Annotated in this window: 21 protein-coding genes; 8 read left to right on the top strand and 13 right to left on the bottom strand. The window is 77.2% G+C overall.

Going from position 1 to position 26,291, the window contains the following annotated elements; translation table 11 throughout:
• Nucleotides 1-3,453 (top strand): SAV_2336 N-terminal domain-related protein, encoded by a 3,453-nt coding sequence (locus AB0O40_RS07045; RefSeq protein ID WP_365036490.1) that lies wholly within the window; start codon nt 1-3, stop codon nt 3,451-3,453.
• A 4-nt stretch (nt 3,454-3,457) separates the two neighbouring features.
• Here the strand turns inward: AB0O40_RS07045 and AB0O40_RS07050 are convergent, their stop codons facing one another.
• Together AB0O40_RS07050 and AB0O40_RS07055 are read right to left on the bottom strand one after the other, a co-directional pair.
• Nucleotides 3,458-4,639, bottom strand: a complete 1,182-nt coding sequence (locus AB0O40_RS07050; protein WP_365036492.1) for an anhydro-N-acetylmuramic acid kinase — start codon at nt 4,637-4,639, stop codon at nt 3,458-3,460.
• A complete protein-coding gene (locus AB0O40_RS07055; RefSeq protein ID WP_365036493.1) occupies nt 4,636-6,063 on the bottom strand; it encodes an MFS transporter in 1,428 nt (475 codons plus the stop codon). The genes AB0O40_RS07050 and AB0O40_RS07055 overlap by 4 nt, the downstream gene beginning before the upstream one ends.
• A gap of 109 nt (nt 6,064-6,172) precedes the next feature.
• Between AB0O40_RS07055 and AB0O40_RS07060 the strand changes: the two genes are divergently transcribed.
• On the top strand, nt 6,173-6,766 hold the full coding sequence (locus AB0O40_RS07060) for a DinB family protein (protein WP_365036495.1): 594 nt from the start codon (nt 6,173-6,175) through the stop codon (nt 6,764-6,766).
• 123 nt (nt 6,767-6,889) lie between these two features.
• Nucleotides 6,890-7,990, top strand: a complete 1,101-nt coding sequence (locus AB0O40_RS07065; RefSeq protein ID WP_365036497.1) for a hypothetical protein — start codon at nt 6,890-6,892, stop codon at nt 7,988-7,990.
• Between the two features lie 30 nt (nt 7,991-8,020).
• On the opposite strand, the gene AB0O40_RS07070 is transcribed toward AB0O40_RS07065, so the two are convergent.
• The 3 genes from AB0O40_RS07070 to AB0O40_RS07080 all read right to left on the bottom strand — a co-directional run bounded on the left by AB0O40_RS07070 (nt 8,021) and on the right by AB0O40_RS07080 (nt 10,918).
• Nucleotides 8,021-8,902, bottom strand: a complete 882-nt coding sequence (locus AB0O40_RS07070) for a zinc-binding dehydrogenase (RefSeq protein WP_365036555.1) — start codon at nt 8,900-8,902, stop codon at nt 8,021-8,023.
• Nucleotides 8,903-9,051: 149 nt separating this feature from the next.
• Nucleotides 9,052-10,011 carry a TIGR03619 family F420-dependent LLM class oxidoreductase gene (locus AB0O40_RS07075; RefSeq protein ID WP_365036499.1) on the bottom strand — a complete coding sequence of 320 codons (960 nt, stop codon included), beginning with the start codon at nt 10,009-10,011 and terminating at the stop codon, nt 9,052-9,054.
• A 121-nt stretch (nt 10,012-10,132) separates the two neighbouring features.
• Nucleotides 10,133-10,918, bottom strand: a complete 786-nt coding sequence (locus AB0O40_RS07080) for a hypothetical protein (RefSeq protein ID WP_365036501.1) — start codon at nt 10,916-10,918, stop codon at nt 10,133-10,135.
• 159 nt (nt 10,919-11,077) lie between these two features.
• On the opposite strand from AB0O40_RS07080, the gene AB0O40_RS07085 reads away from it, so the two are divergent.
• Nucleotides 11,078-11,515 (top strand): glutaredoxin domain-containing protein, encoded by a 438-nt coding sequence (locus AB0O40_RS07085; protein ID WP_365036503.1) that lies wholly within the window; start codon nt 11,078-11,080, stop codon nt 11,513-11,515.
• 9 nt (nt 11,516-11,524) lie between these two features.
• On the opposite strand, the gene AB0O40_RS07090 is transcribed toward AB0O40_RS07085, so the two are convergent.
• Nucleotides 11,525-12,958 (bottom strand): amidase, encoded by a 1,434-nt coding sequence (locus AB0O40_RS07090; RefSeq protein ID WP_365036505.1) that lies wholly within the window; start codon nt 12,956-12,958, stop codon nt 11,525-11,527.
• A gap of 142 nt (nt 12,959-13,100) precedes the next feature.
• Between AB0O40_RS07090 and AB0O40_RS07095 the strand changes: the two genes are divergently transcribed.
• Entirely contained in the window at nt 13,101-13,700 is a 600-nt protein-coding gene (locus tag AB0O40_RS07095; RefSeq protein ID WP_365036506.1) for a TetR/AcrR family transcriptional regulator, read from the top strand.
• Here the strand turns inward: AB0O40_RS07095 and AB0O40_RS07100 are convergent.
• On the bottom strand, nt 13,612-14,955 hold the full coding sequence (locus tag AB0O40_RS07100) for an MFS transporter (protein WP_365036508.1): 1,344 nt from the start codon (nt 14,953-14,955) through the stop codon (nt 13,612-13,614). The two genes, AB0O40_RS07095 and AB0O40_RS07100, sit on opposite strands and share 89 nt — an antisense overlap.
• Before the next feature lie 316 nt (nt 14,956-15,271).
• On the opposite strand from AB0O40_RS07100, the gene AB0O40_RS07105 reads away from it, so the two are divergent.
• The gene (locus AB0O40_RS07105) at nt 15,272-16,087 is read left to right on the top strand and encodes an alpha/beta hydrolase (protein ID WP_365036510.1); all 816 of its coding nucleotides are present in this window, start codon (nt 15,272-15,274) and stop codon (nt 16,085-16,087) included.
• Between the two features lie 13 nt (nt 16,088-16,100).
• On the opposite strand, the gene AB0O40_RS07110 is transcribed toward AB0O40_RS07105, so the two are convergent.
• From AB0O40_RS07110 to fusA, 4 genes are all read right to left on the bottom strand, one after another.
• A complete protein-coding gene (locus AB0O40_RS07110; RefSeq protein WP_365036511.1) occupies nt 16,101-17,186 on the bottom strand; it encodes a hypothetical protein in 1,086 nt (361 codons plus the stop codon).
• 294 nt (nt 17,187-17,480) lie between these two features.
• A complete protein-coding gene (locus AB0O40_RS07115) occupies nt 17,481-17,945 on the bottom strand; it encodes a hypothetical protein (RefSeq protein ID WP_365036513.1) in 465 nt (154 codons plus the stop codon).
• A complete protein-coding gene (locus tag AB0O40_RS07120) occupies nt 17,938-18,441 on the bottom strand; it encodes a SigE family RNA polymerase sigma factor (protein ID WP_365036556.1) in 504 nt (167 codons plus the stop codon). Before AB0O40_RS07120 ends, AB0O40_RS07115 begins: the two co-directional genes overlap by 8 nt.
• Nucleotides 18,442-18,609: 168 nt before the next feature.
• Nucleotides 18,610-20,661, bottom strand: coding sequence for an elongation factor G (fusA, locus tag AB0O40_RS07125; protein ID WP_365036515.1), 2,052 nt, complete (start codon nt 20,659-20,661; stop codon nt 18,610-18,612).
• 528 nt (nt 20,662-21,189) lie between these two features.
• Here fusA and AB0O40_RS07130 point away from each other — a divergent pair.
• Together AB0O40_RS07130 and AB0O40_RS07135 are read left to right on the top strand one after the other, a co-directional pair.
• A complete protein-coding gene (locus tag AB0O40_RS07130; RefSeq protein WP_365036517.1) occupies nt 21,190-21,879 on the top strand; it encodes a hypothetical protein in 690 nt (229 codons plus the stop codon).
• Nucleotides 21,880-21,881: 2 nt separating this feature from the next.
• Nucleotides 21,882-23,096 carry an MAB_1171c family putative transporter gene (locus AB0O40_RS07135; RefSeq protein WP_365036519.1) on the top strand — a complete coding sequence of 405 codons (1,215 nt, stop codon included), beginning with the start codon at nt 21,882-21,884 and terminating at the stop codon, nt 23,094-23,096.
• 31 nt (nt 23,097-23,127) lie between these two features.
• On the opposite strand, the gene AB0O40_RS07140 is transcribed toward AB0O40_RS07135, so the two are convergent.
• Nucleotides 23,128-24,318 (bottom strand): alpha/beta hydrolase, encoded by a 1,191-nt coding sequence (locus AB0O40_RS07140; protein ID WP_365036521.1) that lies wholly within the window; start codon nt 24,316-24,318, stop codon nt 23,128-23,130.
• 117 nt (nt 24,319-24,435) lie between these two features.
• Nucleotides 24,436-26,118 carry an FAD-dependent monooxygenase gene (locus tag AB0O40_RS07145; protein ID WP_365036523.1) on the bottom strand — a complete coding sequence of 561 codons (1,683 nt, stop codon included), beginning with the start codon at nt 26,116-26,118 and terminating at the stop codon, nt 24,436-24,438.
• Nucleotides 26,119-26,291 lie beyond the last annotated feature (173 nt).

The following is a 26,291-nucleotide window of genomic DNA, read 5'->3' on the forward strand; positions in this document are numbered from 1 at the left end:
ATGGCCGGGGAGGCGCCTGGGGAGCCGGCCGGGGCGGACCGGCTCGGCGCCGTCATGCGGGTGCTGGCCGGCGCCGGCCAGGACCTGGACGCGCAGGGGGTGCTGGACGTCCTGTGGCTGGCCCGGCGGCTCACCGGCGACCCCCGGCGCCTCCCGCTGGCCCTGGCACGGCCCGGTCCGGTCCTCCCGGACGGGGAGCCGGAGGGTACGGAGGGCGCCGGTCCGGAGGCGGCGGAGGCCGGCGCAGGGGAGCTGCGGCTGCCCGACGAGGACCTGCCGGACCTGACCCTGTCGGGGCTGCACGCCGCGCCGCTGCCGCCGCCCCCGCCGGTCCGCCGGTCCCCCGGCGCGCCGGCCCCCGAGCGGGAGGAGCGCTCCCGGCCCGGGATGCCGGTGCGGGTGCCCGAAGAGAAGGCGCTCGCGCAGGAGTTGCTGGTGGGCCGGTCGCTGCGGCCGCTCAAGCGGCGGCGGCCGAGCCGCTGGCGGTTCGAGCTGGACGAGCGGGCCACCGCCGCCGCGCTGGCCGAGACCTGGTTGCCGGACGTGGTGATGCGGCCGGTGCGCGAGCGCTGGCTGGACCTGGTGCTGGTGGTGGACGACGGGATCTCGATGCTGCTGTGGCAGCGGCTGGCCGGTGACATCCAGACCACCCTCCAGCGGCTGGGCGCCTTCCGGTCGCTGCGGGTCTACGGCCTGGACAGCTCGGGCGCCGGCGAACCGATGCTCCGCGGGCGGCCGTTCGACCCGCGCAGCGCCCCGCTCCCGCCCTCGCTGTCGGTGGATCCCGCCGGCCGGACCCTGGTCCTGGTCCTGAGCGACGGGATGGGCCCGGCCTGGCGGCAGGGCCGGATGCACCCGGTCCTGGAACGGTGGGCGCGCTGCGGGCCGACCGCGGTGCTGCACACCCTGCCGCCCGGCCTGTGGGACGCCTCCGGGATCCAGGCGGACCGCTGGCAGGTGACCACCCGGCAGCCGGGCGCGGCCAACGCCCGGTGGCTGGTCACCGACCAGGTGCTGCCGCCGGAGCTGGCGCGGTTCCCGGGGATCCCGGTCCCGGTGCTGGAGCCGACGGCCGGGTCGCTGCGGGACTGGGCTCGGCTGCTCACCTCCCCCGGCACCACCGTCGGGCTGCCGCTGCTGGGGCCGGCCCGGCTGCGCACCCTGATGGCGCCCTCCCGGGGCGAGCGCGGGGTGCAGCACTTCCGGGACGCGGCCTCCCCGGAGGCGTACCGGCTGGCGGCGCACCTGGCGGCGGTCAGCCCGGTGTCGGTGCCGGTGATGCGGCTGGTGCAGAACGAAGTCCCGTGGCGGGCCCGCACCACCCACCTCGCCGAGGTGTTCCTGGGCGGCCTGCTGCGGCCCGTGCCGGCCCCGGTGGACGGCCCGCTGCCGGCCCGGCACCAGGTCTTCGAGTTCTCCGACGAGGCCAAGCCGGCCCTGCTGGACGCACTGCCCGCCGCCGAACTGGTCGCCACCAGCCGCCGGATCGGCCGCCGGCTGAGCCAACTGGCGGGCCGCTCACCCGACTTCCCCGCCTGGCTGGCCCATGACGACGGACCCGACCGGGTCCCGGACGCGCTGCGCTCCTTCACCGTGGTGGAGCGCCGGCTGCTGGCCCGGCTCGGCGTCACGATGGAACCGCTCACCCGCTTCTCGACCACCGACTACGACGGCCCGGCCGGCGCCCCGCCGGACGCCCCGGCGTCCCCCGCGGGGCCGGACGCCTGGGCGCCGCTCACCCCGCTGGACCCGGTGCGGCTGGGCCCGTACCGGCTCACCGGCCGCCGGAGCGACGACCGCAGCATCCTCTACCGGGCGCTGGACACCCAGGGCGCGGAAGTCGCCGTCCGGGTGATCCGGCCCGATCTGCCGCTGGCCACCGGCCGGTTGCTGGAGATCGAGGCGGAGGCGCTGCGCCGGATGAACGGCCGGTACTCCCCCGCCCTGCTGGCCACCGGACTCGCCGACCGGCCGCCGTGGATCGCCATGCAGCTGGTCGCCGACGGCACCGCCCAGGCCGGGCCGCCGCCCACGCTCGGCGACCTGATCCGCTTCCACGCGGAGAGCAACCGGGGCACCTACGCCGCCGAACGGCCGCCGTTCGACATCCTGACCGGCCTCACGCTCGGCTGGCACATGGCGGCGGCGCTGAGCATCTGCCACATGAGCGGGCTGGTGCCGGCCGCGCTGACCGAGGACACGGTCGTGGTGCTCCAGCGCTCGGTGGTGCTGACCGGCCTCTCCGACTGCGCGGTCGACGGGACGTACGCGGGCGAGGGGCCCCTGCCCACCCAGTCCGACAACGTCCGGGCCCTCGGCGAGCTGCTGCGCCGGATCTCCAGCCGGCGGCAGGGCAGCAGCTACGGCATGCCGGACGGGATGCACCTGTGGCAGGGGGACGCCTGGCAGTCGCTGCGGGACACCGTCGGCCGCTGCCTGGAGCAGGACCCGCTGCGCCGGCCCACCGCCGCCGAGGTCACCGACGTGCTGGCCCGGTACGTGGCGCTGGCCCGGGGCGGGCCGCTGCCGGGGGTGCGCCGGGCCGACGAGAACCGCGGCTCGGGGCTCCGGCCGCCGCTGGAACCCCGCCGGGGCGGGGTGCTGCCGGAGGTGACGACCCTGCGGGTCGGCCGCCGCCCGCTGTGGGGGGCCGCCCGGCCGCTCGAACGCAGCGGCTTCTACCGCCGGTTGGCCGGGCTGCGCCGTCCGCTGGCGCAGAGCCTGCGGATCGCGGTGGCCGGCGCCCAGCCGGGGTGCGGCCGGGCCACCGTGTGCGTGGCGCTCGGCGAACTGCTGGCGGCCGTGCGCGGGGAGCCCGTGCTGGCCGTCGACGGGGCGCCGGCCTCCGGTGACCTGGGCGGCCGCTTCCCGGGGGTCCCGCCCGGCACCCCGCACGAACTGGCCCGGCTCCCCGCCGACGCCGCGTACGAGGAGATCCGGTCGTACACCGCACCGCTGCCGGAGGGGCTGGAGCTGCTGGCGCACCGCGTCTCCCGGCCGACCGCCAGCCCGGCCTACGCGGACGAGTACCGGCGGATCATGGCGATGACGGCCCGGCACTATCCGGTGGTGCTCACCGACTGGGCCGCCGGGCGGGTCAGCCGGGGCGCGGACACCGTCCTGGCCCACGCCGACCGGCTGGTGCTGTGCTGCACCGACGCCGAGTTCTCCGTCCGGGCCGCGGTGGAGGAGCTGGAGGCGCTGCGGGCGGGCGGCTGGGCCGAACTCGCCGCCGGGGCGGTGGTGGTGTGCAGTGCGCTGGGCGGGGTGGACCGGGTGTCCGAGGAGTACCTGCTGCGGGCGGCCTTCGAGAACCGCTCCGGGGCGCTGGTGGCGGTGCCCCTGGACCCCCAGCTGGCGGCGCCCGGATGGCCGCGGCTCGACCGGATCCGGCCCCGGACGGCCGAGGCCTTCGCGGAGCTGGCCGAGCTGCTGCTGGCGGACGCGCCCTGACCCCTCACGGCCCCGGCAGGACCGTGAGGGTGTGCGGGGCGACGGCCGGGGGCGCGGGCAGCGCGAGGGGGTGCCGTCCGGGGGTGATGGAGCCCAGGATCCGGGGGCCCCGGGCGCCGGTGCAGGCGGGCGCGTTGCCGGCCAGGCCGTGCAGGGTGAGGAAGCCGAGGACCGCGAAGGCGTAGGCCTCCTTCGCCTGGGCGGGCAGGCCCAGGCCGTCGGACAGGCGCAGCACGGTGTCCGGCAGCTCCCGGCGGAGCAGCTCCATCAGGACCGGGTTGCGGGTGCCGCCGCCCGAGACGACCAGCTCGGTGAGGCGCAGCGGCCGGGCCGCGTCGGCCACGGTGCGGGCCGTCAGCCGGGTGAGGGTGGCGATCACGTCGGGGGTCACCGCCCCGACTCCCGCCGCCCGCAGGGCGGTTCGCAGGTAGCCGCCGTGGAACAGCTCCTTGCCGGTGGTCTTGGGCGGCGGTAGCCGGTAGTACGGCTCGGCCGACAGCCGTTCCAGCAGCGGCTGGTGGACCCGGCCGGCCGCGGCGAGCGCGCCGTCGGCGTCGAAGGTCGCGCGTCCGTCGGTGAGTTCGGTGACGGCGGCGTCGATCAGCGCGTTGCCGGGGCCGGTGTCGAAGGCCAGGGCGGTGCCGTCCGGGCCGGGTGCGGTGAGGTTGGCGATCCCGCCGAGGTTCAGCGCGGCCGGGCGGCCCGGCCGGCCGCGCAGCCACATCTGGTCCACCAGGGCGACCAGCGGCGCGCCCTGGCCGCCGGCGGCCACGTCCCGGGGCCGGAAGTCGGCCGCCACCGGACGGCCGGTGGCCTCGGCGATCCAGGCCGGGGCGCCGATCTGGAGGGTGCCGTGCACCCGGCCGTGCTCGGCCCAGTGGAAGACCGTCTGGCCGTGCGAGGCGATCAACTGCGACCCTCCCGCGCACAGTTCGCGGTCCGCGTCCACGGCGAGCGCGGCGAAGGCCTGGCCGATGCGGGTGTCCAGCCGGCAGACCTCGGACATCGGGACCGCCGCCGGGGGCAGGGCGGCGGCGAGCGCTGTCCGCAACTCGTCGGGGTAGGGGCGGCCGAGCGTGCCGAGCGGGGTGAGGCACAGCACCCCGTCGGGGGTGAGGGCCAGGTCCGCGGCGGCGGCGTCCACGGCGTCGTGGGAGGTGCCCGACATCAGGCCGATCACCTTCATCGCAGGGGCTCCAGGTGGTCGTCGGAACGCAGGGTCCACAGCGCCGGCAGGCTCAGCGCGCAGGCCGCGACCGCGTACAGCGCGGGGGCGTCGCCGCGCCCGGTCAGCTGCGCCAGCCGGGTGATGGCCAGTCCGGCGCAGCCCGCGAAGACCGCGTTGGCCAGGGCGTACGCGACCCCGAGCCCGGTGCAGCGCAGCCGGGCCGGGAACATCTCGGCGAGCATCGCCGGGCCCGGCCCGGCCAGCAGCCCCACCAGGGCCCCGGCGAGCAGCACGGCCCCGGCCTTGCCGGCGGCCGGCACCCCCGGCTCCCGCAGCAGTGCGAAGAGCGGCAGGGCCAGCACGATGACCAGCACCGTCCCGGTGAGCATCACGGCCCGCCGCCCCACCCGGTCGCTGAGCATCCCCGCGGGCAGGATCGCGGCGGCGAAGCCGAGGTCGGCGAGCACGGTGGCCAGCAGGGCGTCCCGGTACGAGGCCCCGAGGGTGGTGTGCAGGTGGGAGGGGAGCACCACCAGGAAGGCGTAGCCGGCCCCGGACCAGCCGACGATCCGGCCGGCGCCGATGAGGATGGTCCGGGCGAGGCCGGGGGTGGGGGTGGGGGTGGGGGCGGCGACGCGGGAGGCCTCGCGCCCGGGCCGGGCGGGCGCCGTCCGGTGCGGTCCGGGTACCGGTCCGGGTCCCGGTTCCGGTTCCGGCGCCCCGGAGTCCGCGGGTGCCGATCGCTCCCGCTTCCGGTCCGGTGGGCGGAATTCCGGGGTCTCCTCCAGCCGGGCCCGCAGGGCGAGTGCGGCCAGGCCCATCGGGAGGGTCAGCAGGAAGGCGATCCGCCAGCCCCAGCCGTACAGCTCGCCCTGGGTCAGGCCGGTGGCGAGCAGGGCGGCCGTACCGGCGCCGGCCAGCAGGCCGAGGGCGACGGTGCAGGACTGCCAGGCCCCGTACCGGCCGCGCCGGCCGGGCGGGGCGAACTCCGTCAGCACCGCCACCGCCCCGCCGAACTCGCCACCCGCGGCCAGCCCTTGGAGCGAGCGCAGGACGGTGAGCAGCAGCGGCGCCAGCGCACCCGCCGTGGCGTAGCCGGGCAGCAGGCCGATGCCGGTGGTGGCCGCGGTCATCATCGCGACCGAGGCGAGCAGCGCCGGGCGGCGGCCGGCCCGGTCGCCCAGGTGGCCGAAGAGCAGGGCGCCCAGCGGGCGGAAGAAGAAGGCGAGGGCGAAGGCGGCGTAGGCCCCGAGGAGGGAGCCGGTGTCCACCGTGCCGCCCGGCGAGAAGAAGGCGGCGGCCAGCACCGGTGCGAAGTAGCCGTAGACGCCGAACTCGTACCACTCGACGAAGTTGCCCACGGCGCCGGCGCACAGGGCCCGCCGGGCCAGGGGCGGACGGGGCGCGGTGCCGGGCGGCGGGGACAGGGCGGAGGTGGTCACTCCGGCAGGGGTTCCCGGCCCGGCCGCCGGGGAACCGGCCGGCCGGCCGCGTTCCACCTGGCGGCCGCACGCCGCAGGGCTTGTCGGTGCCGGATGCCAGAATCCCGGCATGGACGAGACGAGACCCAAGGCGGATCTGAAGCGGTACCTCCAGGCCTCCCGCGACGCCCTGATCTGGAAGCTCGACGGGCTCTCGGAGTACGACGCACGACGCCCGCTGACCCCGACCGGCACCAACCTCCTCGGGCTGGTCAAGCACGCCGCGGGCGTGGAGTCCGGCTACTTCGGCGACACCTTCGGGCGGCCGTTCGCCCGCGAGATGCCGTGGCTGGGACCGGACGCCGAGCCCAACGCCGACATGTGGGCCACCGCCGAGGAGTCCCGGGAGGAGGTCGTGGCCCGCTACCGCGAGGTGTGGCGGGAGGCCGACGCCACCATCGACGCGCTGTCCCTGGCGGCGGCCGGCCGGGTGCCCTGGTGGCCGCCGGAGCGCTGCGAGGTGACGCTCCACCAGGTCCTGGTCCACGTCATCACCGACCTCCAGCGGCACGCCGGCCACGCCGACATCGTGCGGGAGCTCGTCGACGGCGCCGCGGGCCTGCGCGCCGGCGCCGACAACCTGCCCCCGGGGGACCCGGCCTGGTGGACGGAGTACGTGGCCCGCCTGCAGCGCACGGCCGAGGAGGCCGGCGGCAAGGCCTGAACCGGAAGGGCGGACGGACACCGAAACGGCCGGAGATAAGTGGCATAGGGCATTCCGGGGCGTTCCGGCCACTCTCCAGGGCAGTATGAGCCCTCGTACATCCGAACGAGGGGGGAAACGTACATGCGACGCACCATGGCTGCGCTCGGCACGACGGTCGCGCTCGGCGCCCTGGTCACCGTGGCCGGCCCGGGGCAGGCCCAGGCCGCGCCGAGCTGCAAGTCCGCGATCCAGGTGCTGGGGGCACTGCCCGGTAGCGGAACCGAGGCCCTGGGGGAGCGGGTCCACGCGCTCGGCGCCGGGAACCTCTCCGTGGGCGTCTCCCAGAGCAAGGCCGTCTACTGGACCGGCACCACGGTCCACCGGGTGCCGGTCCCCGACAAGCTCGCCTTCAGCGAGCTGCTCGGCGTCAACCAGCAGGGCCTGATGGCCGGCCGCTACCTGCTCCCGGGCGGCGACTGGGCGGGCTTCACCTACCGCGCCGGCGACGCGGCGGTCGCCCTGCTGCCCCGGACCGCCGATGCCTCCGCGAGCGACGTGGACGTGGACGACCACGGACGGGTGATCGTCGGCGGCTTCGCCTCCAAGGCCCTGCGCGTCTACGAGGGCGACACGGTCCGGGTCCTGAACCTCCCGGCGGAGCTGGCCGACGGCTGGGTCGAAGCGCTCGGCGGCGCCAACGCGCGCGGCGACGTGGTGGCCACCGTCACCAAGCCGGACCCGGCCACCGAGGGGCGCCTGGAGCTGTCCTACCCGGTGCTGTGGCCCGGCGACGGCGGGCCGGCGCAGATCCTCCCGCAGACCGGCAACACCAGCCTGGTCACCGGCATCGCGAACGACGGCACGGTGGTGGGCAGCGACTGGTCGGGCTTCACCTACCAGTGGACCCCCTGGGTGTGGGGCAACCCGGTCGGCACGCCCGGCAGCTCCCCCGGCGACCTGGCCGGCCACGACTCCACCAGCCTGGAGGCCATCGCCCCGAACACCAAGGCGGTCGTGGGCGTCGGCCGCGACCACCCGGACTTCGGCAAGCCCGAGCAGGCCGCCTTCTGGCCCGGCTCCGGCCCGCTCCTGGCCCTGCCCGGACTGGCCGCCCACCGGGCCAGCGAGGCCTTCGACGTCACCGACGACGACCGGGCCGGCGGCTACGCGGTGAACTCCGCGGGCAAGGCCCGGGCCGTGGTGTGGAAGTGCGCCTCGAAGCTGGCCGTCCAGCCCTACTGATCCACCATCAGGAGCGCCTTCAGCGGGGCTTCAGGGGACGAGCACCACCTTGCCGAGGTTGCGCCGCTGCTCGATGAGCGCGTGGGCGCGGGCGGCCTCGGCCAGGGGGATCTCGGCGTGCACGGCGGTGCGGAGGGTACCGTCCGCCCGCTGCCGCCACAGCTCGTCCCGCCAGCGCGCGCACAGCTCGGGGCGGCCGAAGGCGAGGTGGCGCATCTGGAAGCCGATCACCGAGGCGCCGCGGAGCAGGAGTTCGTACGCCTCGACGGTGCCGCCGCCGGAGCCGAAGGCGACCAGCCGGCCGCCGGTGCCCAGGGCCCGGACGGCCGGCCCGAGGAGGTCGCCGCCGACCCCGTCGAGGACCACGTCGAAGGGGCCGCCCCAGTCGGGGTCGTCGTAGGTCACGACCGCGTCTGCGCCGAGCCCGAGGACGAAGCCGGACTTGGCGGCGCTGCCCACCGCGGCCGTCACCCGGCCCGCTCCGGCCTGCCGGGCCAACTGGACCGCGAGCGTGCCCACTCCGCTGGCCGCGGCGGTGACCAGCACCGCGTCGCCCTTGTCGATCCGGCCGGCCTCGCAGGCCCCACGGGCCACCAGGCCGCCGCGCACCAGCGCCACCGCGTCCACCGCGCTCGCGTCCGCCGGGATCCTGGAGGCCATCGCGGCGCCGAGGACCACGAACTGCGCGTAGGCGTCGGCGAAGCAGAGGCCGGTGACCCGCTCGCCGACCGCGAACTCGGTGACCCCCGGGCCGGCGGCCACGACGGTGCCGGCCACCTCGCCGCCGAGGACGATCGGGCCGGCGGTCTCGCGCGCCTTGCGCACGGTCGGCAGGGTCACCCCGATCGCCTCGGCGCGGACGAGCAGTTCGCCCTCGCCGGGCACCGGCGCCTCGGCCCGTTCGGCACGCAGCCGCCCCGACCCGGACTCGACGTTGTGGGTTACGCGCAGCACAGGATCTCCCCCGACCCGGATGTCATGGAACGGCCTCACGATAGGCGAAGGGGCATCCGGACGAGTCCGCGGTCCGAGTCGGGCACGAGGGTGCGGCGGGCCCGCTCTCAGCCGGCCCGGACGTGGGTGATCAGGGCGTGCGCGATGTCCAGGTACTGCTGCGGGGAAGTGACGGAGGTCTGCACGTCCACGAAGAGCTCGTGGGCTCCGGCCGCGGCCAGCCGGAGCAGGTGGTCCCCGACCTGGGCGATCGTCCCGGCGTGCGGGACCCGGTCCGCCGGGGCCGGTTCGGCGGTGATCGCCGGGTTGACCCGCAGGACCATGCGCAGCGCGGACGGGTCCCGGCCGGCGCGCTCGGCCGCTCCGAGGGCGGTCCCCCACAGGCCCGCGAGGTGGGCGGCGGGCATGGCCGCGCCCAGCCAGCCGTCGGCCCGGCGGCCGATCCGCTCCAGGGCGGCGGGTGTGAAGCCGCCCAACAGCAGGGGTGGGCGGGGGCGTTGGGCGGGCTTCAGGTCGATCCGCGAGGGCGCCACCGTCCAGCGCTCGCCCTGGTGCGCCACCACGTCCTGGGTCCAGGCGGCCTCCATCAGGTCCAGCGCTTCCTCCAGCCGGGCGCCGCGCCCCTGCCAGGGCACGCCCGCGGCGGCGAACTCGTCCCGCAGCCAGCCCAGTCCCAAGCCGACGTCGAGCCGTCCTGCACTGGCCAGGTCGAGGGAGGTCAGGGTGCGGGCCAGCACCACCGGTGAGTGCCACAGGGCGTTGAGGGTGCTGGTGCCCAGCCGGACGCGGCTGGTGCCGACGGCGGCCAGCGTGAGCGCGGTCAGCGGATCGAAGAAGGTCGAATAGGCCGCCGGTATCTCGCCGTTGCCGCCGGGGTAGGGGTCGCTGGGCCGCAGCGGCACGAGGATCCGGTCCCCCGCCCACAGGCTGTCGTAACCCATCCCCTCGAGGTCGGATCCGGCCCGCCGGATGAACTCCGGGTCGGCGCAGGCCCCGTACTGGGGGACGGCGAAGCCGAGCCGGACCGGACCGGGGGTGGCGGACTCTGCTGATGATCGTTCACTCATGAACGGCACGGTACGGCCCAGCCGACGGCGCAGGCACGGGGTTGCGGCGGCGTGGCGCGACCGGGAGGCGACCGGCCCGGCCGCCGGGGCCGCGACGTGCACGGCCCCTTCGCGGCCCCTGCTAGCCGTGCCGGCCGCTCCGGGAGGGTGCCCGGTCCGCCCACCAGGACCAGACGTCCGCGCTGCGCCGTTCGTCGCCGGCCAGCAGTGCCAGCAGGCGGGGCGTCAGGTCCAGGGCGGCCTGCGGGACTTCCGACCGCAGGCGGTGCCAGAGCGCATGGGCGTTGTTGATCACCGTGGTGGTCTCCGCCGCGGGGCGGGCGCCGGCGGCCAGCCGGCGCTCGGCCGTGGCGATCAGCAGTTCGGTGGCCGCGGCCCGGTCCGCCACCGGGCCGCGGAGTGCGACGGTGGCCCGGACGGTCATCGCCCGCACCGCCCAGGGGTGGTGCGGGCCGTGGGCCCCGGCCAGTTCCTCTTCCAGCGCCTGCGCGCAGGCCGTCGCCTCGGCGTCCCGCCCCGCCGCGTACAGCTCCACGAGCCGGTTCCACTCCGCCCGGTACCGCTCGGGCAGCGGCCCGTCGGCCGAACCGGGCCGGGACCGGTCCCGCTCCGGCGCGGCAGCGGGCCGTGGATGCGGGCCGGCCAGCGTGGTCACCGCCCCGTCGACGCCCACGATCAGGTACCGCTCACCGTCCGCGTCGGCGGCCACCACCCGGACGGGCCGCCCGTGCCACGCCGCCTTGACCCGCACCTCCGCGAGCGCCGCCACCCGCGCCGCGCCCGCCGGCGTCCCGGCCCCGGTGACCGCCACCCCGTCGACGGTCGCCACCCCGTCCCCGCCGATGCCGACCGCGTAGACCGGCCACGACGGCACCTCCCCCGCCCCGCCCGCCCGTTCCTGCGCCATACCGCCTCCTCCGTGCCCCGGACCCGGCGCCGGGGTGCGCGATCTTAGAGCCCCGGGCACCGGCCGAGGGCCGCACCGCCGACCCCGGCACCGGCCCGGAACCTCTCGGTCCGCGTACCGCCGGGGCGTCCTACGGAGCGGGTCGGTAGCCTGCGGGGCATGATGCGTGCATGGCGGCTGGCCCTGGTACTGGCGGTGTGCGGGGCGGCCCTGGTGACGGCGATGGTGGTACGGGGGGACGCCGGGGCGGCGCCGGCCGTGGCGGTGGTGTTCCTGGCGCTCGCGGTCATGCACTCGCCCCTGGTCTTCCCCCGCTCGGTCGGGGCGGCGGAGGCGCAGCGGCGCAGCGCCGCCGACGGGCGCCCCGTCGTCTACTGGCGCTCGGGCTGTGCGTACTGCCTGCGGCTGCGCACTCGCCTGGGGCGGACCGCCCGCCGGGCCCACTGGGTCGACATCTGGCGCGACCCGGCCGGGGCGGCGGCCGTCCGCGCGGTCAACGACGGCAACGAGACCGTCCCCACCGTCTTCCTCGCCGGCCGGCCCCACACCAACCCCGACCCCGCCTGGCTCCGCGACCGGCTCCGGTCCGGCGCCTGAGGGCCGCGGCTACCGCGGGTCGACCGGGGTGAGGGTGCCCAGGCGGGACTCCAGGTGGGCGGCGGCGGTGAGGGCCAGGTCCTCGCGGTAGGGACGGGTGACCAGTTGGACGCCGGTCGGCAGGCCGGCGGTGCGGCCGGTGGGGACGGCCACGGCGGGCAGGCCGGCGAAGCTGGTGGCGGTGCACAGCCGCATCGCCGTGGCGACCCGGTCCCGGCCCGCCCGGTCGCGGGACTCCAGGCCCGGCTCGACCGGCGGCTCGGTGAAGACGGGCCCGAGCAGCAGCGGGTAGCCGTCCAGGAACTCCGCCCAGGCGCGCCGGATCCCCAGCCGGGTGGCCGCCAGGCCCATCAGCTCCTGCGCCGTCGCGGGCGCCACCCGGTCCATCACCGGCGCGAGGTAGCGGTCCCCGCCCTCGCCCAGGAGGGTGCGCACCACCGGCCAGGCGGGGGCGAACTCCGTCACCGTCAGCCGGAGGTAGGCCTCCAGGGTCTCGGCCAGCCGCGGCACGTCGGCCACCTCCTCGACCACGTATCCCGCCTCCCGCAGCGCGTCGGCGGCGGTGGCCAGGGCCGTGGCGATGTGCGGGTGCACGCCCAGGCCGCCCGGGTCGGCGACCAGCGCGACCTTCAGCGGGCCCGGGAGCGGCGGTCCGTACGGCGGCACCGGGACGGCCCGCGGGTCCCGGGGGTCGGTGCCGGCCAGCACCTCGTACGCGAGCCGCAGGTCGGCCACGGTCCGGGCGATCGGTCCGTCGGTGACGAGGAGTTGGGTGGCCGGGCCCGGGTCCTCGGGGCCGAGCACGCGGTGGTCGGCGGGGAAGCGGCCGGGGGTCGGTTTGAGCGCGGTGACGCCGCAGAACTGCGCGGGGATGCGGACCGAGCCGCCGGCGTCGTTGCCCAGGCCCAGCGGCGCCATGCCGGTGGCGACGGCCACCGCGTCCCCGCCGCTGGAGCCGCCCGGGGTGCGGGCCCGGTCCCAGGGGTTGTACGTGTCGCCGTAGAGCTCGCTGCGGGTGTGCATGCCGGCGAGGACGAGGGTGGGCAGGTTGGCGTGGCCGATCGGGACCGCCCCGGCCGCCCGCAGCCGGGCCACCGGCGGCGCGTCGGCCGGGGCGACCAGGTGCCGGAAGCGGGGTGAGCCGAGGGTGGTCGGGACGCCCTCGACGGGGGCGGTCTCCTTCACCGTGAACGGCACCCCGGCGAGCGGGCCCGGGTCCGCTCCCGCGGCGATCTGCCGGTCGATCCGTCCGGCGGCCTCCCGGGCGCCCGCGGCGAGGACCTGGGTGACGGCGTTGGCCCGCGGGTTCACCTCGGCGATCCGGTCGAGGTGGCGGTCGACCAGCTCGGCCGCGGAGACCTCCCCGGCCCGCACCGCGGCGGCCTGGGCGGTGGCCGGCAGCTGCCAGAGCGCCGGGCGTGCGGTGGTCTCAGTGCTGGGCATGGGTCCGCTCCTGCCTCTCGTCCGGACGCCGGCGGGTGGGCCCGGCGGTCCGTCGTTTTCCGATGCGGTTGCATCGGTACCTCTGCACCGTAGACTACGAATCGATACGAGCGCATCGGAAAAACAGCGAGGGGCGGACCGGGTGCCGAAGCAGGTGGACCACGAGGCGCGGCGGCGGCAGATCGCCGCGGCGGTGTGCCGGCTGGCCGACGAGAGCGGCCTGGAGGGCGTGACCCTGCGCGATGTGGCGGCCCGGGCGGAGGTGTCGATGGGCGCGGTCCAGCGGTGCTTCCGCACGAAGGAGGAGATGCTGGTCTTCGCCCTCGGGTACGTCGGCGAGCTGGTCGCCGACCGGGTCAGGGCGCGGCTGCTGCGCAGTCCGGCGCAGTCGCCGGCCACCGCGCTGGGGCACGCCGCCGCCGAGATCGCGCTGCTCGAGGAGGAGCACCGGGCCGAGGCCCGGGTGTGGCTGGCCTTCCTCGCCCAGGCGGCGGTCAGCGAACCGCTCGCCCGGGTGCTGCGCACCGACTACGCGGCCCTGGAGGACCGGTTCACGCAGCTGATCGCCGAGGCCGGCGGGCCCGGGACCCCGGCCGGCCGCGGGGCCGCCGCCCGGCGCGAGGCCCGGACCCTGCTCGCGCTGGCCGACGGGCTCACCGCGCACGTGCTCGTCGGCCACCTCGCCCCCCGGGCCGCGTACGAGGTCCTGGACGCGCACCTCGCGCGGCTGTGGGCGGACTGAGCCGGGAGCCCGGCGCGGACCCCGCCCCGTCCCGCCCGGCTCCCGCCGTGTCCGGCCCGGACCCCGGCGTGCCGGACCGCCCGGTCGCCACGAGGACCGCGGCCGCCGCGAGGACCAGGCCGGCGCCGGCCAGCGGTGCGGCGGCGGTGCCGAGGTGGTCGACCGTCAGCCCGCCGCCCGCCGCGCCGAGCGCGATGGCCAGGTTGAAGACGGCGACCATCAGCGAGGAGGCCGGCTCGACCGCCGCGGGCGCGGCCCGGTTCATCCAGTTCTGCACGCTCACCGACACGCCGCCGTACACCAGGCCCCACAGCACGGTGAGCGCCCCGCCCGCCACCGGCGAGCGCACCAGCGCGACCGGTACCAGCACCAGGGGCAGCAGCAGGCCGATCACGAGCAGGGCACTCCGGGCCTCGCGGGCGCCCGCGAGGAAGTTCCCGGCCACGCCCGCGAGTCCGTACCCGAGGAGCAGGGTGCCGATGAGGGACGGGGCCACCCCGGAGACGTCCTGGAGGACCGGGCGGACGAACGTGTAGGCCGCGAACTGGCCGGTGACCAGCAGGAAGGTGACGACCAGCCCGGTCCGCACGGCCGGGTACCCGCGGACCACCGCCGCCAGCGCGGCCGGCCGGACCGGCTCCCGGGGCGGCAGCGGTGGCAGCAGCAGGACCAGTGCGGCCAGCGCGACCAGCCCGAGCGCCCCGACCCCGGCGAAGGCGACCCGCCAGCCGGCCCCGCCGCCCGGCAGGGCGGCCGCGTCCAGCTCCCCGAGGAGGGTGCCGGCGGGCACGCCGAGGACGGAGGCCATGGCCACCCCGGCGACGATCACGGAGGTGGCCCGGGCGGCCTGCCGCGCCGGGACCAGGCGCAGGGCGAGGCCGCCGGCTATCGCCCAGAAGCCGCCGATGCCCACGCCGACGAGCAGCCGGGCGGCGAGCAGCACCGCGAAGTCCGCCGCCAGCGCGGCGGCCAGATTGGCGACCGCGACCAGGGCGATCAGCGTGCACAGGACCGTCCGCCGGTCCCACCGGGCGGTGCCGAGGGTCACCAGCGGCGCGCAGAGCGCCGCCACCAGCCCGGGCCCGGTCACCATCAGCCCGGCCGTGCCGTCCGAGACCCCGAGCCCGGCGGCGACGGGGGTGAGCAGGCCGACCGGCAGCAGTTCGGAGGTCATCAGGCAGAAGATGCCGAGGGACACGGCGAGCACGGCCGACCAGGCCCTCACCGGGGTCGGGGGGCGCGGATCTGGGGTCATGGGCACTCCGGGCGGTGGGACGGCGACCAGGCGGGCCCGGCGGCGCGCCGGGGTCCGGTGTCCGGAATTCGGCGTGTCGCCGTCCTGATCGGTGCGGGCGAACGGGCCTTCCCCTCCCCCGCTTTCCCCCCGCCCATGCGCGCCCCGGACGGCGTCTCTCCAGGTGGACGGGGGCCCGGTCGCGGCGCGGACCGTACGGGCGGACCGCCGCCGCAGCGCGGTGTCGGTGGCGGGGGCCGCCGCGGCGGGGTGGCAGGGTGGCGGACAGGCGGCCGCGCCCGGCGCGGCCCGAGGCACCTCCCGAAGGAGTCACGGCATGGCCCAGGTCCGCGCCGGCGATGTGCGGCTGCACTACGAGGAGACCGGCGAGGGCGAGCCCCTGGTGCTCGTGCACGGCTCCTGGAACGACCACCGGTCCTGGCGGCCGGCGATCGCCGCCGACCTGCGGGCGGCCTTCCGGGTCGTGGCCTACGACCGCCGGGGGCACGGCCGCAGCGAGTCCCCGCCGGGGCCCGGCAGCCGGCGCCAGGACGAGGACGACCTGGCGGCGCTGATCGAGGTGCTGGGCCTCGGACCGGCGCACGTGGCGGGGAACTCCTTCGGCGCCTCGATCGCCGCCGGGCTGGCCGCGCGCCGCCCCGGGCTGTTCCGCAGCCTGGTCCTGCACGAGCCGCCGCTGCCGGCGCTGGTCCGCGACGACCCGGCCGCGCAGGCCGTGCTGCGGCCGGTGGCCGGCACCGTCGGCGAGGTCCTCGCCCTGCTGCGGGAGGGCCGGGACGCGGCGGGCGCCCGGCTGTTCGTGGAGGGCGTCGCGCTCGGGCCCGGTGGCTGGGAGACCCTGCCCGAGGAGGTGCAGGACACCTTCGTCTCCCATGCGCAGACCTGGCGGGACGAGCAGGAGGACCCGGGCTGGGCGGCCCTGGACCTCGGCGCGCTGGGGGCCTGCACCGCGCCGGTGCTGCTGAGCCGCGGCAGCGAGAGCCCGCAGTGGTTCGCCGCCGTCCTCGACCGGCTCGCCGCCGCCCTGCCGACGGCCCGCCGCCACACCTACGAAGGCGCCGGCCACACCCCCCACCTGACCCACCCGCGGGAGTACGCCGACCTGGTCACCGGCTTCTGCCACGGCGCCTGACCGCCTCCAGGCCCTAGATCGCGTACTGCCAGACCGTCAGCATGTACGCCCCGTACCAGCAGCCGAAGAGCGCGGTGGTGGCCAGGAGGAGGGCCCGGGGGCGGGGACGGCGGCGGGCCAGGGCGCGGGCGGCCGGGAGGAGGAAGACCAGCGCGGGGATCAGCAGCCGCAGCTTGCAGTGGTAGTAGTTGCTCTGCCCGAGCGTCATGACCAGGACCGCGGTGCCGTACACCAGCAGCGGGGGCCAGGTGCCGCCCCGCCAGGCGGCGGCGGTGCCGGCCAGCAGGAGCAGCACCATGAACGCGGTGCTGACGGCGACCCAGTCCCCGCCGTGCAGCAGGGTGTCCCGGAGGAAGCCGGCGAAGGAGGCGCCGTTGTCCCAGTGGGTGCCCCAGCCGGCCTCCTGCACCAGGAAGTAGGCGTCCGGACGCCCCAGCCGCTGCCCCACCCACCACAGGTAGGCGGGGGTGCCGGCGGCCGCCAGGACCAGGCCGGCGACCGGCCGCCAGCCGAGCCGGCGTTCGCGGACGACGTGCAGCACCACGGCGACCAGCAGGGCCGCGGCCACCGCCGCGGCGGCCGGCCGGGTGAGCCCGGTGAGCAGCCCGAAGAGCCCGGCGGTGAGCCAGGCCCGGCGGTGGGCCGCCAGCAGCGTGGCGGCGGCGAGGGCCAGGAAGAGGGATTCGCTGTACCCCATGAAGAACACCAGCGACATGGGCTGGGCGCAGGCCAGCAGGACGGTCGCGACGGTGGCGGTGCGCCGGTCGTACAGCCGGGTCACCAGCTGGTGCACGGCGGTCAGCGCCGCCAGTACCGCCAGGTGCGCGCCGAGCACCGCGGCGGTGGTGTGGTCGAGGCCGGTGACGGCGTGCAGGAAGGCGATCAGCGCCGGGTAGGCCGGGAAGAAGGCCAGGTTGTTGCCGGTGAGTTCGCCCTCGGCGGTGTAGGTGAAGGAGTCGGGGTAGCCCTCCCGGGCGATCTGGGTGTACAGCCCGCCGTCCCAGGCCAGCAGCCGCTCCTGGAGCCCGGGCCCGTCGGCCGGGTTCATCAGGGCGAGCAGCAGCAGGTGCAGGCCGGCCGCGGCGGCGTAGACCGCCACCGGCGGGCCCAGGGTCCGCCGGATCAGGGGCCACCGGCCGGACCGGGATCCGCCGGCCCCGCGGTCCGGTGCGCCGGCCCGGTCCGGCCGGGTGGCGGGAGCCGCCCCCGCGGGCGGGCCGGATATGTGCTCCGGGCGCGGGCTCCGGGACGGTCCGGCGGCCCGGACGCGGCCCCGGGCACGGCGGCGGGGGCGCGGACGGGCGGGAGGTACGGCCGTGTTCATCGGGTCTGGGGGCTCCGCACTGGATGGGGGACGGGTCGGGGCTTCGACGTGCCGGAAGGGGGCACGGACTCAGGGCCCGGACGTGCCGACGGGGGGTGACGGACTGAGAGAGGCCGGGACCGAGGTGATGGTTCCGGTGGGCGGCGGGCTGACCGGCGGCGCACTGCTCAGCGGCATGCCCGGCGGGTAGGCGGTGGCGGTGGCGCCGCCGGTCGCGGTGGGCGGCGGCGAGGGCTCGCCGGTGCCGGTGGGCACCGGGCCGGTGCCGCCCGGCGAGGGGCCCGGGCTGACCGCGGGCACGTCCGCCGGCGGTACCGGCGCGCGGCCCTCGCCCGGCGCGAGCAGGACGGTGACCAGGGCCGCGGCCCCGCCGCACACGGCCACCAGGCCCGCCCCGGCGGCGAGCACCCGGCGGCGGCGCCGGAGCCGGCCGCGGGCGGCGATGTCCGGGGCGGCGGCCGGGTCGGCCTGCTCGGCGGCCTGCTGCGCGGCCCGGCGCAGGGCCGCCGCGAGGGGGTCGTTGCTGTCAGGCATCGCGGTTCTCCCCGGGGGGTCGGACGGTGGGTTCGAGGTGCCGGGCGAGTGCCGAACGCGCCCTGGACAGGTGGGTCTTGACGGTGCCGGTCGCCATGCCGGTCTCGGCGGCGATCTGCTCGACGGGCAGGTCCCCGACGTAGTACAGGGCGGCGCAGAGCCGTTGCCGGGCCGGCAGCCGCCGCAGCGCCGCCGTCAGGTCCACGCCCGTGGGGTCCGGCCCGGGTACCGCCTCGGCGTCCAGCCGTCCGGCCCAGGCCTGTTGGCCCCGGCGCAGCCGCCGCCACCGGCTGATCGCCAGCCGGCAGGCGACGGTCCGCACCCAGGCCTCGGGGGCGTGGCCGCGGTCGAGGTGGCGGCGCCGGTCCCAGGCGCGGACGAAGGCGTCCTGGACGGCGTCCTCGGCTTCGTGCAGATCCCCCGTGATCACGTACAGCTGGCCGGTGAGCCGGCGGACCGAGTGGGTGTAGAACTCGGCGAACTCCTCCTCGGTCAACATCGGCTCCTTGCATGGTCGGTCTTCTGCACGTCATACGCATGGCAGGACCCGGCCGGTTGACAGGGGTGACGCACGCCACATGCGGCCGACCGGTCCAGCACCGTCACCCCCGGCACGCGGGAGCCCCCGCCCCGCCACGACGGGCGGGGCGGGGGCTCCCGGGGCTCACCGGCCCAGGACCCCGGCCGCCACCGCGGACGGCACGGGGGCGAGCGGCGCGGGGCGGGTGGTGAAGGTGCCCCGGCCGCGGGTCCGGCTGCGCAGCCCGGACGCGTAACCGAAGAGTTCGGCCAGCGGGACCTGCGCGGTGACCACGGCCGTGCCGGCCCGGGCCGTGGAGCCGCCGACCCGGCCGCGGCGGGCGGCGAGGTCGCCGAGCACCGGGCCGACCGCGTCGTCCGGCACGGTGACGGTGACCTCCGCGACCGGTTCGAGCAGCTGCAGGGTGCTCGCCCGCAGGGCTTCGCGGAGCCCGGCCCGGCCCGCGGTCCGGAAGGCGAGTTCCGAGGAGTCCTTGCTGTGGGTCGCCCCGTCGGTCAGGGTGACCCGGACCCCGGTGACCGGGTGGCCGCCGAGCGGGCCCTCGGCGAGGGCGTCCCGGCAGCCGGCCGCCACGGCCCGCACGTACTCCGCGGGCACCCGGCCGCCCACGACCGTGGAGCGGAACTCGAAGCCGCCGTCCGGGCAGGGCGCCACGTCCAGCACGACGTGCGCGAACTGGCCCGCGCCGCCGTCCTGTTTGACGTGCCGGTGCACGAAGCCGGTGACCCCGCGCAGCACGGTCTCCCGGTAGGAGACCTGCGGGCGGCCGACCGCGACCGGCACGCCGTGGTCCCGGCGCAGTTTCTCCACCGCGACCTCCAGGTGCAGTTCGCCCAGGCCGGACAGGACGGTCTGGCCCGTCTCCGGATCGGTGCGCACCACCAGCGAGGGGTCCTCCTCCGCGAGCCGGGCCAGCGCCGTGGTCAGCTTCGCGGAGTCGGTGCCGCGCTGCGCCTCGAGCGCGACCGAGACGACCGGGTCCGCCACCGTCGGCGGTTCCAGCAGCAGCGGCGCCGAGGGCGCGCACAGGGTCGTGCCGGCGCGGGCCGACTTCAGCCCCACCACCGCGACGATGTCACCGGCGACCGCCTCCTCCCTCGCCTCGTGCCGGTCGGCCTGCACCCGCAGGATGCGGCCGACCCGCTCGGTGCGGCCGGCCGTGGTGTCCCGTACCGCGTCGCCCTTGCGCAGCGTGCCGGCGTACACCCGCAGGTAGGTGAGCCGGCCGGTGGCCGTGGCGGCGACCTTGAAGGCCAGTGCCGTGAACGGCGCCGCCGGGTCGGCGGGGCGTTCGGTCTCCGTGCCGTCCGCGGCGGTGCCCCTGACCGGCGGTACGTCACCGGGTGCGGGCAGGTACGCGAGGACCGCGTCGAGCAGCGGCTCGACGCCGCGGTTGCGGTAGGCCGAGCCGCAGAGCACCACCACGGCCGCACCGGCCAGGGTCAGGTCCCGCAGCGCGGCGGTGAGCGTCGGCCCGGTCAGCGCGCCCGTGGCGCAGAACTCGTCCAGCGCGCCGGGGTGCAGCTCGGCCACCGCCTCCTCAAGCGCCCGGCGGCGCCGGTCCGCCTCCGCGCGCAGTTCCGCGGGCACCGCCGCGTCGGTGCCCGTGGTGCCGCCCGCGTCCCAGGTGAGGGCCCGCATGGCGACCAGGTCGACCACGCCGGTGAAGCCGTCCTCCCGCCCGACGGGCAGCTGGACGACCAGCGGTACGGTGCCCAGCCGGTCCCTGATGGATCCGACGGCCGCGTCCAGGTCGGCGCCCGCGCGGTCGAGCTTGTTGACGAAGGCGATCCGCGGGACGCCGTGCCGCTGGGCCTGCCGCCACACCGCCTCGCTCTGCGGCTCCACGCCCGCGACGGCGTCGAAGACCGCCACCGCGCCGTCCAGCACCCGCAGGGAGCGTTCGACCTCGTCGGAGAAGTCGACGTGCCCGGGGGTGTCGATCAGGTGGATGCGGTGGTCCCGCCAGGAACAGGTCACGGCCGCCGCGTAGATGGTGATGCCGCGGTCGCGTTCCTGGGCGTCGAAGTCGGTGACGGTGGTGCCCTCGTGCACCTCGCCCCGCTTGTGGGTGGCGCCGGTGGCGAAGAGGATCCGCTCGGTGAGGGTGGTCTTGCCCGCGTCGACGTGCGCGAGGATGCCGAGGTTGCGGACGGTGTGCAGGGTGGTGCGCATGGCCGGAGGGCCTTTCGCGTGAAGGGTGTTCAGGGGTCCGCGCGATTCCCGGGGCCCCGGCCCGCCGGCCCTGCGCCCGCGGCGGCACGCACGCCGTGACCGCCCTGGAGGGGGCGGGGGCGTGCGCGGGCGGGGCGGGGACGGGTCAGCGGTGCGCCACGGGGATACGGTGCGGGCCGCGCAGCCGGCACCGTGCGTCCCGGGACACCGGGATCACGTCGAACCGCGACGGGGGGACGAAGGCGGCGGTGCGCTGGCGGCACACGGTCCTCTCCCCCTTCACTTCACACGGCACGGGGCGCTGCGCCGGACGGCGGCAGCGCGTGCGGCGAGTGTAGGGAGCGGCCGGCGGGCGGCGCACGGCATTTACCGGCGGCGCGGGCCGCCCGCGCCGGTGGCCGGTGGACGGCCATCGGTGGATGAGGGCCGGTCAGCCGTGGTTGCCTCGGTCTGGACCGGTGGTTACTGTCACGCGCAGAAGGTGGTTCCGGTGGTGCAGCGGGGGTTGGGATGAGTGGCGGGCGGCCGATGCCCGATCCGGCGGGGACGCTCGGGCGGATCGACGAGCTGGTGCGGCGGGCCGGGCTCGACCGGGACGAGCTGCTGCGCGTCGAGGGCGAGGGCGGACTGGCGTACGCGGCGGGGCTGGCCCCGGAGGACGTCCGGGCGTTGCTGCGCGGCGAGCCGGTGCCGGCGCCGGACAGTGGCTGCGACCCGGTGGAGCAGCGGCACCGGCAGGTGGTCGACCGGATCGCGCTGCTGCGCCGCACCCGGCTGCGGACCACGCCCGACGGGCAGCGCCGGGCCTGTTCGCTGGCCGAGATCGCGGCGGGCGCGGGCACCAGCGCGCAGTGGCTCGACAAGATGCTCAAGACCGGCCGGGTGCCCAACCTGGACCACGCGGCGGGCATCGCCGGGTTCTTCGGCGAGAGCATCGAGTTCCTGGTCGCACCGCCCGCGGAGGCCCTGGACCGGGTGCTGCAGCGGATCCACAAGACCCTGCTCGAGCAGACCGTCGAGCGTCAGGACCAGGACCTGCGGCGGCTGGGGGCCGTGCCCGGCGGGGCGCCCGGCGAGGAGCCGGGCGTGGTCGCGTACGCCGCGCGGGCGCTGGTCGACGTACCGCCGGACACGGCGGAGCCGATCATCGCGCTCATCGAGTCCATCGCACGCCGCTCCCAGGCCGAGCGCGCCCGGGAAGCACGGCCGGAGAACTGACGGTGCAGGCACAACACGGCATCAGCTACTACGTCCCGGCGGCCGTGGTGGCGGTGGCCCTGGCGATCAAGTTCCCGGGGCTGCTGCGGGGCCGCCACATCCCGATGGTGCGGGCGGTCAACGCCGTACTCGCGCTGGTCGCCCTCGGCTTCTTCTTCTCCGCGCCGCCCACGGTCACGGTGGTGAACCAGCTGACCGGGATCGACAACTTCTCGGCGCCGCTGGTCCACAGCCTGATGTGCGCGCACTCGTGCGCCTGTCTCGTCCTGCTGGAGAACTGGCGGGAGGACGCTCGGGCGGCTCCGGGGGTGCGCCGGCGGGTGCGCGGCTGGCTCTGGGGCTGCGGCGTGGTGATCGCCGCGGTGATCGTCTGCTTCGTGCTGGGCGACGTGCCGGCCGAGCGGCCCGAGGACTTCGACACCTACTACGCCAACACGCCGTACATCCGCGAGATGCTGGTGCTCTACCTGGTCGCCCACATCGTGGCCACCTCCGCGACGACGGTGCTGTGCTGGAAGTGGGCCCGGGAGATCCGGCGGGACGGCGCCGGGGGCGGCGGGCCCGCGGTGGACCGCTCGCTGCGTCTGGGGCTGGTGGTGCTGGTCTTCGCCTACTCCTTCAACCTCGCCTTCGGGGCGCTCAAGCTGACCGCCGTGGTGGCCCGTTGGACCGGCCGGGACTGGGACGCGCTCAACCGGGGCGTGACGCAGTTCATCGCGGTCGACGGGCTGGTGATCGCCGCGGGCTTCCTGGTGCCGGTGGTGGGCCCCCGGCTCGCCACCCGCCTCTGGCAGCCCTGGCGCACCCACCGCACCTTGGGGCCGTTGCAGCGGGCGGTCCGGCCGCCGGCGCCGGCGCCGGGCCGGGTGGAGCTCTCGGCGCCCTGGTACGCCGGGCCCGAGCAGCGGCTGATGCACCGGATGACCACCATCCACGACGGCCTGCTGGAACTGCGCGAGTACTGCGCCGACGAGGTGCGCGAGCAGGGCTACCAGCAGGCCCGGGCGGGCGGGGCCCGGGAGGCGGAGGCGGTGGCGGCCGGCTTCGCCACGATGTTCGCGGAGGCCGCCGACCGCCGCCGCCGGGACGTGCCCGCCGAGCCGGGCCAGAGCTCCCGGGCCGCGATGCGGCTGCGGGCCGCCGAGGCCGAGTACCGCGACCTGGTGGTGCGGATCGCCCGGGCGATGCCCGCCGGGCCGGCGCGCGCGGGCACCTGAGCCGCGCGGCCCGGCCCGGACGGCCCGCCGGTCACGGCCGGTAGAAGTGCACCTCCGGGTTGCCGGGGGTCGGGCCGTCGAGCAGCGGCCGGTCGAGGCCGCGCAGCTGCCGGTCGAAGAAGGCCCCGACGTACGCCCGGGTGAGGGCCAGGGAGCGGGCCGCGGTGAGGTCGGTGGCCGGCAGTCCGAAGTGCTCGGCGATGACCGGGGCGTCGGTGAAGGTGAAGTGGTCGGAGCCGGCGAAGGTCACCCACCGCTTCCAGCCGTCCAGGGCGCTCCAGGTGCGGTCCCAGCTGCGGTCCTCGCCGCCGGGCCGGTGCACCTCGTCGTCGGTGCCGAGCATCAGGAACGGCCGGCCGCCGAGCCCGCCGGCCGGCAGCACGTCGTGGAAGGCGCCGTCCATGTCGACCCCGGCCCGGATCCGGCCGTCGGCCAGCATCGCCGCGGCCGCGGCGGCCCCGCCGATGGAGTGGCCGGCCATCCCCACCCGGCGCGGGTCGATGCTCCAGGAGTACCGCCAGGCCGGGTGCCGGCCGGTCAGCCGGTCGAGGACGAAGGAGACGTCCCGCGCCCGGCCGGCGGTGACCTTGCCGCCCGGGGTGCTGCCGTCGAAGACCCCGGCGCAGGAGGCGCAGGTCAGCAGCCGGCCGCCGGGCACCTCGATGCCGTAGGACTCGTACGCGTGGTCGACGGAGGCCACCACGTACCCGCGGCTTGCCAGGTCCTCGGCGAGGGCGGTGAGGGTGTACCGGGAGACGGTGAAGCCGGGCGAGAGGATCACGAGGGGGTGCCGGCCCGGCGCGGGGCGGGGGTCGGTCCGGGCGTGGGTGCGCAGCGCGGCGAGTTCGGCGGCGGGCACGTCGCCGAGTCCGGTGCCCTCGACGAGCAGCCGGGCCTCCTCGGTGGTGGCGTAGGGGGCGGGGCGGCCGGGGCCCGGGCGGGCGGCCGGGTAATGCATCGTGACCATCAGCTCGCGGCCGTCCGCGGTCGCCACCCACGGGTCGGGGCGGGAGTGGTCGACGAGGTGGAGGACGCTGCTGCCGACGGCGAAGGGGCCGGTGGGGCGCGGGAGTTCGGGGACGGGCCGACTGTCCGGCGCGGTGGCGGCGGGCCGGGCGGCCGGGGCGGCGGGCGGACCGGCCGCCACGGCGCCCGCGGCGGCCGGGAGGGTGAGGGCCAGGACGATCGCGGCGGCGGTGGCCGCCCTGCGGTGAATGACCATGGAGCCGACGCTAGCGGCGGTGCGCGGCGGCCCGCGTCCGCCCGCGGTCGCACCGTGGTCAGCCTGCTGGATGGCCCGGCCTCACCCTTTCGGGTGAGTTCCGGTCACCGACTCAACTCACCTGCCGGTGGCTGGCGTTGACGGGGCAGCGAGCAGTCCGGCGTACTGCGCCAGGGCGGTCGCGGTGGCGGCGAGCGGGAAGCGCGCGGCGAGCTGGCCGTCGGGGCGCACCAGGAACCCGGTCGGGCCCTGCGGCCGGTAGAGGCGGGCGAACTCGCCCGCGCCGTCGCGGTAGAGGGGCAGGCCCGCGGCGCCCGGGCGCTCCGGCGGGGCGTCCCCGGCGAGCAGCGCCACCGGCTCGAAGCCCGCGGCGCGGGCGGCCTCGCCGGCGCCGGCGAGGCCGTCGGCCTCCCCCGCGCCGGCTCCGGGCGCGCCCTCCGCGTCGGCGTACAGCAGCAGGACGTGGTCGGCCCGGCCGCGCAGCACGTCCAGCAGCCGCAGCGGGTAGGCGGTGAGCGCGCCGGTCAGGCCGGTGCAGTCGGGCGCCCGGTCGCCGGGCTGGGGCGCGTCCGCCGGTCCGTACGGCGCTCCGGCGAGGGGGCCGCCGCGGTAGCCGACCAGCAGTTGGGCCTCGCGCAGCAGCAGGGTGCGGGGGTCTTCGGGGTCGGTCTCCATCCCCTCGGTGGCGTGCCGGACGGTGCGGCCGACCACCTCCTCGCCGACCGGCCGGCGTTCCGCGTCGTAACTGGCCAGCAGCGCGGGCCCGGACCCGCCGCGCAGCACCCGGGCGAGCTTCCAGGCCAGGTTGCAGGCGTCCTGGATGCCGGTGTTCATGCCCTGGCCGCCGGTGGGCGGGTGGATGTGGGCGGCGTCCCCGGCGATGAACACCCGGCCGGCGCCGTACCGGTCGACGATCCGGTGGCTGATCCGGAAGACCGAGGACCAGCGCAGGTGCGAGAGGGCGCCGGGCCGGGGTGCAAGCCGGTCCACCACCTCCTGGATGTGGGCCAGTCCGGGCACGTCGACGGTGCCGTCGAGACCGTGGGTGATGCCGTCACCGCCCCCCTTCGGTGCGGGCGCGGCCAGTTCGGGGGCGAGCCGCATGGTGAGCCGGTAGCGGCTCGCGCCCGGCAGCGGGACGCAGACCAGCAGGTCGTCGGGGGTGCCGTCGTCGAAGCGGCGGGTGGCGCGGACCGCGTACCCGGGCTCCAGGTCCCAGTCGGCCTCGACGTCGGCCAGCATGTAGGAGTCGGGGAAGGCGCCGCCCTCGAAGCTGAGGCCGAGCCCCTTGCGGACGCTGCTGTGGGCCCCGTCGCAGCCGACCAGGTAGCGGGTGCGGACCTCCTCCTCGGCGCCGTCGGCGGTGCGCAGCCGGGCGGTGACCCCGGCCTCGTCCTGGTCGAACGAGAGGAGTTCGGTGCCGCGTTCGATCCGGGTGCCGCGGGCCGCGAGGTGCTCCTCCAGCAGGCGCTCGGTCTCGTACTGCGGCAGCGCGGCGAAGCGGTAGGGCACCTCGGCGGGCAGCACGGTCTCCAGGCGGGCCAGTTCCCGGCCGTCGACGTAGACGAGTTGGCCGCGGATCGGCAGGGCGGCCTCGGCCATCGGGCGGGCCAGGTCCATCCGGTCCCAGACCTCGAAGGTGCGCGGCTGGATGCCGACCGCCTTGGCGTACGGCAGGCGCTGCGGCAGCCGGTCGACCAGCCGGCACTCCACACCGCAGCCGCGCAGCCCGGCGGCGGCGCTCAGGCCGACCGGACCCGCGCCGACGATCAGCACGTCAGGGGTGGGGGTGCGTGCCACGGGTGCCTCCCTGCGTCGGGCCCCGGGCCCCGGGCCGCGCGGGATGCGGGCGCGGCGCGCCGACGGGCCGCTCCGACCGCGGCGGGTCCACGGGCCGGTGTCCCGGCTCCCATTGTCGCGCGGCGGGTTGCCCCCGGCCATCCCAAACCGGGGCATGCCGGGCACCGGAGGCC

Source organism: Streptomyces sp. NPDC089919 (assembly GCF_040684615.1).
GTDB lineage: Bacteria > Actinomycetota > Actinomycetes > Streptomycetales > Streptomycetaceae > Streptomyces.

Excerpts from the sequence above, each read along its gene's own strand:
- fusA (WP_365036515.1), bottom strand. The coding sequence starts at position 20,661 with ATGCGCACCACCCTGCACACCGTCCGCAACCTCGGCATCCTCGCGCAC.
- AB0O40_RS07105 (WP_365036510.1), top strand. The coding sequence starts at position 15,272 with ATGGCCCAGGTCCGCGCCGGCGATGTGCGGCTGCACTACGAGGAGACC.
- AB0O40_RS07115 (WP_365036513.1), bottom strand. The coding sequence starts at position 17,945 with ATGCCTGACAGCAACGACCCCCTCGCGGCGGCCCTGCGCCGGGCCGCG.
- AB0O40_RS07130 (WP_365036517.1), top strand. The coding sequence starts at position 21,190 with ATGCCCGATCCGGCGGGGACGCTCGGGCGGATCGACGAGCTGGTGCGG.
- AB0O40_RS07045 (WP_365036490.1), top strand. The coding sequence starts at position 1 with ATGGCCGGGGAGGCGCCTGGGGAGCCGGCCGGGGCGGACCGGCTCGGC.
- AB0O40_RS07090 (WP_365036505.1), bottom strand. The coding sequence starts at position 12,958 with ATGCCCAGCACTGAGACCACCGCACGCCCGGCGCTCTGGCAGCTGCCG.
- AB0O40_RS07075 (WP_365036499.1), bottom strand. The coding sequence starts at position 10,011 with ATGAGTGAACGATCATCAGCAGAGTCCGCCACCCCCGGTCCGGTCCGG.
- AB0O40_RS07065 (WP_365036497.1), top strand. The coding sequence starts at position 6,890 with ATGCGACGCACCATGGCTGCGCTCGGCACGACGGTCGCGCTCGGCGCC.
- AB0O40_RS07100 (WP_365036508.1), bottom strand. The coding sequence starts at position 14,955 with ATGACCCCAGATCCGCGCCCCCCGACCCCGGTGAGGGCCTGGTCGGCC.
- AB0O40_RS07140 (WP_365036521.1), bottom strand. The coding sequence starts at position 24,318 with ATGGTCATTCACCGCAGGGCGGCCACCGCCGCCGCGATCGTCCTGGCC.
- AB0O40_RS07060 (WP_365036495.1), top strand. The coding sequence starts at position 6,173 with ATGGACGAGACGAGACCCAAGGCGGATCTGAAGCGGTACCTCCAGGCC.
- AB0O40_RS07080 (WP_365036501.1), bottom strand. The coding sequence starts at position 10,918 with ATGGCGCAGGAACGGGCGGGCGGGGCGGGGGAGGTGCCGTCGTGGCCG.
- AB0O40_RS07085 (WP_365036503.1), top strand. The coding sequence starts at position 11,078 with ATGATGCGTGCATGGCGGCTGGCCCTGGTACTGGCGGTGTGCGGGGCG.
- AB0O40_RS07050 (WP_365036492.1), bottom strand. The coding sequence starts at position 4,639 with ATGAAGGTGATCGGCCTGATGTCGGGCACCTCCCACGACGCCGTGGAC.